A 10,167-nucleotide genomic window follows, 5' to 3' on the forward strand; every position below is an offset into this window, starting at 1 on the left:
TGGGCAATATGAAATTGGCGACGGATCGAAAAAGTCATCATTCAGAGACGACAAAAAACGATTTAACCAACCGTTTGAATCGAATCGAAGGTCAGATTAGAGGAATAAAAGGAATGATCGATCGGGATACCTACTGTGATGATGTACTAAACCAAATCGCTTCGGTTCAATCTGCTCTAAACGGTGTTGCAAAATTGTTATTGGAGCATCATATGAAGAGTTGTATTATTGAGCGAATCCAGGAGGGGGATACTAGTGTAGTGAAGGAACTTATGGTGACAGTGAACAAATTAATGAAGTGATGAGTTGGTTGACGAATAAATCTGACTGAATAAAATTATGGCAATGGATCACACTGTAATCGTACCTATTTCATAAGGAGTATTGATCAATGTACCGATTACAACCACGAGCAGTTGTCAAAGATATGACGGTAGTTTTTTTCTCATCCTTAGCCATGATTATATTTGAAATATTTCTTTCCCGATTTTTTTCTGTCATTTTGGATTATAACTATGTTTTTTTAATTATTTCTTTAGCTACATTAGGGATAGGCGTTGGCGGTTATTTGGCTTATAAATGGAACGAACGATTTATTGAAATGAGCACTTCGATATTGGGAACATTCGCAGTTTCAATGATGCTCGTGGTTTTGACTATGTATGCATTACCTTATCAGGGCATTGTTTTTTATGCACTATGCGCCATATTGCCTTTTATTCTGGGGGGACTTATTCTGGCTGGCACTATGCAATCCAGCAAGGAGCAGGTTCATATTTTATATTTTGTTGATTTGGTTGCTGCTGGATTAGGGGCTACGGGAGCCATTTTCTTGATGAATGCGATTAACCCTATTCAAACTATAGGTCTAATAACATTTGTATTGATTTTTGTATATTTAGTTGTCAGCTATCGCAAAACAGGAAGATGGTCAAAGTTCGTTTACAGTTTCGTTTTGATGGGACTCGCCCTTAATATGGTTTATCCCTTTTTGGACTTCATCGAATTTAAAGCATATCGAACTAGTCCGTTTACCGTTTTTTCAAAGAGACCGGATGCAAAAATTGTTTATACACATTGGGATGCGTTTTCCAGAACGGATGTTTACGATACCAAAGATGAATTGCTTTATATGACGATTGATGGAAGTGCGATGTCCCCGATTTCTAAATATTCCAAAGAACTCAAAGAAGTGGACTACTTGCTAACTACAACCGGTGCGCTTTCATTTCAGCATGGGCCTAAGAAAAGCGCATTGATTATCGGGGCAGGAGGAGGACAGGAAGTATTGACTGCTCAAATGTCCGGCTTTGAAGAAATCGATGCAGTAGATATCAATAAGGGGAGTTTTGATGCGGTTCATGCTCTAGCAGGGCTTTCAGGTGATATTTTTCATCAAAACGGTGTTAAGGAGATTATTTCTGATGGGCGAAGCTACATAAAAAAAACCACAAAAAAGTATGACCTCATTTATTTATCTCTGGTTAAAAAGCAATCCGAAAATGGGCTTGGTCTGGCTTTAACTGAAAACTTCATCTATACGCATGAAGCATTAAAGGATTACATGAATAGACTGAATAGCGATGGCAGGCTTGCCTTCTTGCTACATGATGACACGGAATTGAATAAAATGATGTATGCTGCGAAGAAATATTATCAGGGACAGGGTATGGATGAAAAATCCATAAAAAACTATATCGCTGTGGTGGGAACTTACCAGCATTTAGGCCATGTTCTTGTTGGTATGAAAGGGCCCATCATAAATCGGCCGTTACTTATACTCCAGAAACAGCCTATGGACAAAGAAATGGCTCAGTTGCTAATGGATTCAACTTTACATATTCAACAAATTCCGATTCATATCCCTCATATAAACGATCAATACGGAACACTACAAGCATTATTTAACACACAACATGTCAACGTGAATTCTAATCGGGACGACAGGCCATTCTTTTATAATAAAACGAACCAATTCCCTATGGGACTTGTCGTCGCGATTATGATTCCTATATTAGTGGCTATGTTTTTACTACGTAGGAGGGTGTTATCTTCAGGACAAGCCGTTTATTTTTCCGGTATCGCTATTGGATTTATGTTAATTGAAGTTACATTTATCCAAAAGCTGAGCTTGCCATTAGGCCATCCAACTCGATCTTTTGTCACTGTTCTGGGAGTTCTTTTGGTAGCCGGCGGAATAGGAAGTTATTGCTCAAAGCAAGGGAAAACCATTTATGGCCGGTATTCCCCGTTAGTGATAATTGGATTTTTAGCTTTATTGGCAAACACGCTAGTTGGTTTATTCGATCATTCTTTGGAAATCCCGGAAACTCACCGCATGTTCATAATTGTCGTGCTGCTTTTCCCGCTAGGGTTCTTTATGGGGATGCCTTTTCCCCATGGACTTGCTCATTTGCAACATGAACAAGTTGCTATGAGTTGGGGAATTAATGGAGTCATGACCGTAGTCGGCTCATTACTTGCCGCAGCGTTATCACTAACCTTTGGGTTTACAGTCACCCTATGGATAGGAGCATCCATATATATCCTTTTGTTCATATTCCAGCCTACAGTAAAGTCGGTATAACAACTTTACACAGTCTTGGCGATTTTTCCTAATACACTCAAATCTGAGCCGAACATGCACATTGCATCACAATTCTGACGTAGTTCAGAAAAAAGGATATAAGAAATCGGGAAATGCACGCCTTGTTGGAAAGATGGTCTTAATAGTTGGGCCTTTATTTCCTTTTCCCTTTTTTCAGGGGCAACAAGATATAGTCGGCTTTCATGACTTGTTATAGATATGGAGAGGTCATGTAGTCTAAGAATTCCGGAATAGATTGATGTACTTTTCTCCACTTCAAACGCACTTACTATTTGATTTCTTTCATTTATCCATAAGACATCGATAAGGGAGATCGTTTGTGCCGTTTGTTTTGGTATAGCTGGCAGATCCAATGAAGGGATCGAAAACTCACCAAGCTTTATACCATTCCACTCCCTTTTATGATCATTTTGAGCAATCCAAACTTTATAACCCAACGCGAAACCAACCTTAGCTAAATGTGCTTGCATTTCAGAATGTTCATTTTCTTCTACGATGTTCTGAACTACTTCTTGGTGTCTTTTAGTCCAATTAACGTTTTGGGCATTATCAAAAGATGCAACAAATTTTTCGGCATTCTGCTCAAAAATGTAACGACCAGAGCCAATTTCAAACAAAAGACCACTAATAGCTCCCAAATCCTTAGAAAAATGAATTCGGTATTTTTCATTTACTGAGATAATTGTCTCCCTCATTTGCAAATAAGCACTCCAGGATCCTAACTTTATTTTCATGTCAAAAAGAGTGTTAAACCCATTAACAATGGCAGTATTAAATGGAGGGAAGAGAGTGGGGTGCAGGAAATAAAGAATATTAGCTACAGCAGGACCAAGTCCTTTTATTTGGAGTTGATCAAGTTTCACAATCTCCTGAAGAATTTGTCTTTCATTAGTGGTTGAAATACAAGCTTTCAAAAAACGCCCGAATGCTAACTGATTACTTTCATTTTCATAAATGTCGGGTATACGAAGTTTAGGTTTCCAATAAAAAGCATGGGCTGCTCCAGTAAATATTTGTTTTTGCTCAGAAATTGCTGTAATAACTGTTTCTAAAAGCGAGCCTTTAAAATCATTTCCGAAAGTTCTATTTTCTATGGCGTTAATCACTTCGAATAACCCATTTCTAATCGTGCGAAATGCTTTTAATCTTTCCTCATTATTCAGAAACCATATTTGGTAAACGGATTCTTTATCTAGCTTATATTCATTAGCTAATTTTGTAATCAATTCGTTCATAACGCCCTCCGATGGTAATACAAACTTCTCCCATTATACTTCTCCTCTTCAAAAGTGGGCAATACTAAGGAATGTCGATAAAAGGAACACCAACAAAATAAAAATAATGCATTGACATAGGATACCCCAGTAGGGTATATTTTGATTAAGCAATTACTTGAAAAAAACGAGGTGGATCGGACATGGCAAGCAAACAGGTTTCGTTGCAGATCTCTGGTATGACATGTGCTGCTTGTGCTACAAGGATTGAAAAAGGATTAAACAAAGTGAACGGAGTAGAATCGGCTAATGTCAATTTAGCATTAGAGAAAGCAACGATTCACTTTGATTCGGATAAAACCGACGTTGAGGCTTTTGAAAAGAAAATTTCTGATCTTGGATATGGCACTGTAAAGTCTGCGGCTGATTTCCAAATCGGGGGAATGACATGCGCTGCATGTGCTACACGAATCGAAAAGGGGCTTAATAAGCTACCGGGAGTAACTAAGGCTAACGTAAATTTGGCCATGGAATCGGCTCACGTGGAATACACTCCATCCGAGGTTACAGTGGAGGATATGATCCAACGGGTACAGAAGCTAGGTTATCAGGCCACGCCGAAAAGCGAATCAAAGCAAGAGGACCATAGGGCCAAGGCGATCCGGAAACAAAAAGTGAAACTAATTATCTCCGCAGCACTTTCCTTGCCTTTGCTATGGGCAATGATCGCGCATTTCCAATGGACTTCCTCTATGTGGATTCCAGGGTTTCTGTTAAACCCTTGGGTTCAACTGGTATTAGCCGCTCCGGTGCAATTTTGGATCGGGAAAGAGTTTTATACGGGAGCGTATAAAGCACTTAGAAATAAAAGTGCTAACATGGATGTTCTAATTGCCCTTGGCACATCAGCGGCTTACTTCTATAGCGTATATAAGACTTTTGAATGGCAGTTTATGGGGGGGCATCATGGAACGGCTGAGCTTTATTTTGAAACAAGTTCCGTCCTCATCACATTGGTCATCCTGGGTAAATTGTTTGAAATGCTTGCCAAGGGGCGTACTTCTGAAGCGATTAAAACTTTAATGGGATTACAGGCCAAGACGGCTTTGGTTATACGTGATGGTCAAGAAGTATCTCTGCCGGTGGAGCAGGTCATCGTAGGCGACTTGATCATGGTTAAACCGGGAGAGAAGATCCCGGTTGATGGAGTCGTTGTTGAAGGCACTTCGTCGATTGACGAGTCCATGATCACGGGTGAAAGCATTCCGGTTGAGAAAAATCCCGGTGAAGGTGTCATTGGAGCCACAATCAATAAAAACGGTTCTTTGAAGATTAAAGCTACCAAGGTGGGCAAAGAAACTGCCCTGGCTCAAATTATAAAGGTGGTTGAAGAAGCCCAAGGCTCGAAGGCGCCTATTCAAAGAGTGGCCGACCGTATTTCTGGCGTGTTTGTGCCAATCGTCGTAGCCATTGCTGTAGTAACGTTTCTAATATGGTATTTCTTTGTAGCTCCAGGCAACTTTGCGGAGGCGCTGGAAAAATTGATTGCCGTTCTTGTAATCGCCTGCCCTTGCGCCCTCGGGTTGGCTACGCCAACCTCGATTATGGCCGGCTCCGGACGCGCTGCAGAGGCGGGGATATTATTCAAAGGGGGTGAACATTTAGAATCAACGCATAAGATTAATGCCATTATTCTGGATAAAACAGGAACGGTCACAAAAGGAAAACCTGAGCTTACGGATGTTATATCAGACGCATTAAACGAAGATGAGTTCTTGCGTTTGGTTGCGGCCGCCGAGAAAAAGTCGGAGCATCCGCTTGCCGAAGCTATCGTAAACGGTGCGGTTTCCAGAGGAATCAAAATTCCGGAAACGGAGCAATTTGAAGCGATACCCGGACATGGAATTCGCGCTGTTGTAGATGGCCGTGAACTGTTGGTTGGAACCCGAAAACTCCTAGCTTCTCGGAACATCGATTATTCTGAGGCGGTTTCCAATATGGAGGACCTGGAGACGGGAGGCAAGACGGCAATGCTGGTAGCCATTGATAATGCCTACACTGGGCTGGTTGCGGTTGCCGATACGATTAAAGAAACCTCAAAAGCAGCTGTCTCAAGATTGAAACAACTGGGTATTGAAGTGGTTATGATTACAGGGGATAACCAAAGAACGGCAAATGCCATCGCCAAAGAAGTAGGTATTGAACACGTATTAGCAGAGGTTTTGCCTGAAGGTAAGGCAGAAGAGGTCAAGAAGCTTCAAGCTCAAGGCAAAAAAGTAGCGATGGTCGGAGACGGTATTAATGATGCCCCTGCTCTTGCTACTGCGGACATAGGCATGGCTATTGGTACAGGTACCGACGTGGCCATGGAAGCGGCGGATGTTACCTTAATGCGGGGAGATCTAAACAGCATTCCGGATGCGATCTATATGAGTCGTAAAACCATGAGCAATATTAGACAAAACTTCTTTTGGGCTTTGGCATATAACTCTTTGGGAATTCCGATTGCGGCTCTTGGTTTCCTAGCCCCATGGCTTGCGGGGGCGGCGATGGCTTTTAGTTCGGTATCCGTCGTACTTAATTCGCTTCGTCTACAAAGAGTAAAATTATAAAAAGTGAATTCAAAAACGAAATCAAGATATGGAGGTAACAAACATGAAAGCAAATTTAATCGTTGAAGGTATGCACTGTGGAGGCTGCGCTAAAAAGGTGGAAACATCAGTAGAGAATGTTGGTGCATCGTGTGAAGTTGATTTAGCTTCCAAATCCGTTGCAGTTGAGTTCGACGATAATAAAGTTTCTTTGGATGAGATTAAAGAAGCCATTAACAAGACAGGCTATAAAGTAAATTAAATGATTAGTTCAATATTTCTTTGAATGCCAGTTACGAACAAGCACTCGATTGAGTGCTTGTTTTTTGCGGTAGTGATATCATGGTAGGTTGGCTTGAGCCCAAATTACTTCTTATTTGATTCTCAGGTTAATCTCATAACAAACTCATTTTTGTTGATTATAATAACTGGCATAAAGATGAAATTTTTGAAAGCGGGGAACTCCATGAGCATTTATCAATGGGGAGGTACTTTATTAATCCTACTGTTTATTGTCGGGAGTATCGGTTTCTTATTTAGGAAAAAAAAGAAACACCACATTATTCTCAGCCCATCAGGTTATCAAGAAGTAAAGATCCGCGTGAATGGAAAGTACATGCCGAATACGATTGTTGTACAACGAGGTAAACCTGTCCGTATGGAATTTGTCAGGGAGGAAAAGACGGCTTACTCAGAATTGGTCGTGTTCCCCCACTATCATAAGAGTATAGTGCTGCCGTACGGGCAAAAGGCAACAGTAGAACTGTTTCCTAATGAAGCAGGGAGCTACCGGTTTACTAGCCAAATGGGAAGGTACCAAGGGACAATGGTTGTTCGAGACACAACAGAAAAGTATAAATAAAAACCTTCGGACTACAATAAATAAAGCAGACAGTCATGGGGTAAGTGGAGAGGTGAAAAGTTAGTGGGTACCAAAATTCTTATAATAGATGACGATAAAACGATATCTACCATGATTCGAAGGGGATTAACATATGAAGGATATGAGGTCACTGTTGCGAACGGAGGGAAAGAAGGCCTTAATCTGGTGCTGGAAGATGAGCCGGATTTAATCATTCTGGATATCATGATGCCTGACCTTGATGGGTTGGAAGTTTGCAAAAGGTTACGAAAAGATGCGGGCATTCCAATTCTTATGGTTACCGGCATGGATTCCATTGCAGATCGGGTCCATGGCCTTGAGACAGGCGCTGACGATTATTTGGTTAAACCTTTTGCGTTTGAAGAGTTGGTTGCAAGGGTAAAAGCTTTGTTACGGCGACTGGATCATAAGAAGAAGGAAGACGAAAAACTGATCTTTTCTGATCTGGTAGTCGATCTTTCAACGCGTCAGGCATTTCGAGGATCGCGTACGATTGAATTTTCCACAACCGAGTTTAATCTGCTTTGTTTTTTTATGAAACATCCTCAGCAAGTTTTGACCCGGGAACTGCTTATGGATAGAGTTTGGGGATTCGATTTTCGAGGGGAGTCAAACGTTTTGGAGGTATATGTAGGCTATTTGCGGAGCAAGCTGGAAGCGCAAAATGAACCTCGCCTTATTCATACTGTCAGAGGCGCCGGTTATGTATTGAGGGAATAGTACGATGCCGATAAGAATGCGCTTAACCCTCTGGAGTACCCTTATTTTTGGAATACTGTTAATCGGAATTACGTCATCCATCTTTTTTATGCATCACGCTTCATATTATAAAGACCAGGATCGATTGCTTGCCAGTGTATCCTTGCATATTCGGGAGGAACTGGAGAAAGGGTTAGTAGAAGGAACCCCTTTAACCGAAGCAAATTTTTCCTTCGAGGAGTTTTCTTTAAATGGCGTTTATGTCATCGTTAGGGATCAGACAGGAAAAAATATTGCGAAAAGCACTAATCCTTATCGAGCTCCAGATACTCCATTCACCGATTTCAAAAAGACACAAGATCGTCTGCTAACTTATACAGATCAAGAAAATAATCGTTTCCGTGTGATGGTGACGCCGATACGCTATCGGCAAAATATTGTCGGCTATATACAAGCTGAGGTTTCTTTACAGCAAGTTGACACCTCCTTGGTCCGTTTGGGGTGGTTAATCTTTGGAGTAACATTTACAGGCTTGCTTCTGGCAGCCATCGCCAGTTGGTTCATGGCCCGCAAATCTTTAAGAGGAGTGGAAATCATCAGCCAAACGGCTCAGGCTATAACGGAATCACAAAGTTTTAATCAAAGGGTTGTATATTTGGGGGCCAAAGATGAACTAGGCCACTTGGCGGAAACTTTTAATGAAATGTTAGATAGTTTAGAGAAAGCCTTTGTCAGCCAACGTAGATTTATCTCTTATGCATCACATGAACTTAGGGCTCCTTTGACAGCGATACGCGGAAATTTGGATATCCTGCAGAAGAACGTAAATATTCCTTCTGAAGAAAAAGCCGAGATCTTGAGCGACGTGTCCAAAGAAGCTAAACGGATGTCGAAACTTGTAGGTGATTTGCTATCTCTGGCTCGGGCGGATGCCGGCCATGAGATCCAAAAGGGAATCGTTGATATATCCAATATTTTAAATGAATTGGAATCACGAATTCAATCGTCCAACCATAAAATGGAGATTACTTTTGAATATCAACTTTCAGTAATGGCCTGGGGTAATGAAGATCTACTTAAACAATTGATCCTTATATTACTTGAAAATGCGATAAGATATACGCCGGACAGCGGGAAAATTACCCTATCGACATTCCAGGATTCGGATTATTGCGGTGTTCAGGTTGCCGATACAGGCATTGGAATCGAACCGGATGATATGCCCCATATATTTGACCGTTTTTACCGAAGTAAATCGGCAAGAATGCACACATCCGAAGGTACAGGTCTTGGATTAGCACTTGCGAAGAGTATCGTTGACCTCCATGACGGCTCTATTGGGGTAACGAGCGTTCCAGGTCAAGGAAGTCTTTTCAAAGTGAGTTTACCCAAAATCAAAACTTGACAGTAACTAATGCTCTATCTGTTTCCGGGTGGAGCGTTATTTCATTAGAAAATTCTTATCAAACTCTAAGGATAATCTCAGGGTTATCTTAGTTATTTCTAGTAATCTGTTGCTAGAATCTATTAAGGAGTGAGAAAAAATGAGCAAAAGTTCGGATACTTTGGCCTTGGAAAAAGGACTACCTAGAACGACAACCAGCTTTCTATTTACACGATTACTCCATCAAATCCGGCTGCGTGAACGACAACCGAGAAAATTAGGGGCGGTAGGTTCATTCACTCCGAGCGAAATTCATATCATCCAAACCATCGGTATCGGTAGAGGAATGATCATGGGGGAATTAGCTAACCGAATTGGTGTAACCAGTGGAGCTATTACGCAGATCGTTGAACGGATGGAAAACAAAGGTCTGGTTCGGCGTTTCCAACTTATGCGAGGTTCAAATAAGGTCAATGTAATTTTAACCGATAAAGGGGAATCGGTATATTTTGCCTACGAGGAATTTTTTGTTAAGCCATTTGATCAATGGATTCGAGATGAGCTAAATGAAAATGAACTTAAGTCTTTTGAAAAGGGAGTTAAAAAACTAATTGAATTTTTGAACGAGTAGCTTCAATAACTAACGTGAGCGTTTTGCAGTAATCTGAGGCCTTGAGCCGTAAGGATTTTCGGACATAAAAAAGGGACTTCACCCCAACTTGGAGAAGTTTTCAAGTGACTAAACCCAAAAACCTCAAGGATGGAGGAAGTCACTTTGTATATTCTCC

At 41.1% G+C, this 10,167-nt stretch carries 9 protein-coding genes; 8 read left to right on the forward strand and 1 reads right to left on the reverse strand.

Going from position 1 to position 10,167, the window contains the following annotated elements; genetic code table 11:
* Nucleotides 1–8 precede the first annotated feature (8 nt).
* Nucleotides 9–302, forward strand: coding sequence for a metal-sensitive transcriptional regulator (locus tag POTG_RS10850; RefSeq protein WP_009224871.1), 294 nt, complete (start codon nt 9–11; stop codon nt 300–302).
* Nucleotides 303–391: 89 nt separating this feature from the next.
* Complete coding sequence (locus tag POTG_RS10855) at nt 392–2,587, forward strand: spermine synthase (protein ID WP_009224872.1); 2,196 nt, start codon at nt 392–394, stop codon at nt 2,585–2,587.
* Between the two features lie 5 nt (nt 2,588–2,592).
* Here the strand turns inward: POTG_RS10855 and POTG_RS10860 are convergent, their stop codons facing one another.
* Nucleotides 2,593–3,843 (reverse strand): hypothetical protein, encoded by a 1,251-nt coding sequence (locus POTG_RS10860; protein ID WP_009224873.1) that lies wholly within the window; start codon nt 3,841–3,843, stop codon nt 2,593–2,595.
* A 182-nt stretch (nt 3,844–4,025) separates the two neighbouring features.
* Here POTG_RS10860 and POTG_RS10865 point away from each other — a divergent pair, with 182 nt between their 5' ends.
* The 6 genes from POTG_RS10865 (at nt 4,026) to POTG_RS10890 (ending at nt 10,010) form a co-directional block, all read left to right on the forward strand.
* Nucleotides 4,026–6,434, forward strand: a complete 2,409-nt coding sequence (locus tag POTG_RS10865; protein WP_009224874.1) for a heavy metal translocating P-type ATPase — start codon at nt 4,026–4,028, stop codon at nt 6,432–6,434.
* A 43-nt stretch (nt 6,435–6,477) separates the two neighbouring features.
* Complete coding sequence (locus POTG_RS10870) at nt 6,478–6,675, forward strand: heavy-metal-associated domain-containing protein (RefSeq protein ID WP_036644998.1); 198 nt, start codon at nt 6,478–6,480, stop codon at nt 6,673–6,675.
* 204 nt (nt 6,676–6,879) lie between these two features.
* Entirely contained in the window at nt 6,880–7,275 is a 396-nt protein-coding gene (locus POTG_RS10875; protein ID WP_009224876.1) for a cupredoxin domain-containing protein, read from the forward strand.
* A 63-nt stretch (nt 7,276–7,338) separates the two neighbouring features.
* The gene (locus POTG_RS10880; RefSeq protein ID WP_009224877.1) at nt 7,339–8,016 is read left to right on the forward strand and encodes a response regulator transcription factor; all 678 of its coding nucleotides are present in this window, start codon (nt 7,339–7,341) and stop codon (nt 8,014–8,016) included.
* A 4-nt stretch (nt 8,017–8,020) separates the two neighbouring features.
* Nucleotides 8,021–9,400, forward strand: coding sequence for a sensor histidine kinase (locus POTG_RS10885; RefSeq protein ID WP_009224878.1), 1,380 nt, complete (start codon nt 8,021–8,023; stop codon nt 9,398–9,400).
* Between the two features lie 139 nt (nt 9,401–9,539).
* Nucleotides 9,540–10,010 (forward strand): MarR family winged helix-turn-helix transcriptional regulator, encoded by a 471-nt coding sequence (locus tag POTG_RS10890; protein ID WP_050769741.1) that lies wholly within the window; start codon nt 9,540–9,542, stop codon nt 10,008–10,010.
* Nucleotides 10,011–10,167: the final 157 nt, after the last annotated feature.

The organism is Paenibacillus sp. oral taxon 786 str. D14 (genome assembly GCF_000159955.1).
In the GTDB taxonomy this organism is placed as follows: Bacteria; Bacillota; Bacilli; order Paenibacillales; family Paenibacillaceae; genus Fontibacillus; species Fontibacillus phoenicis.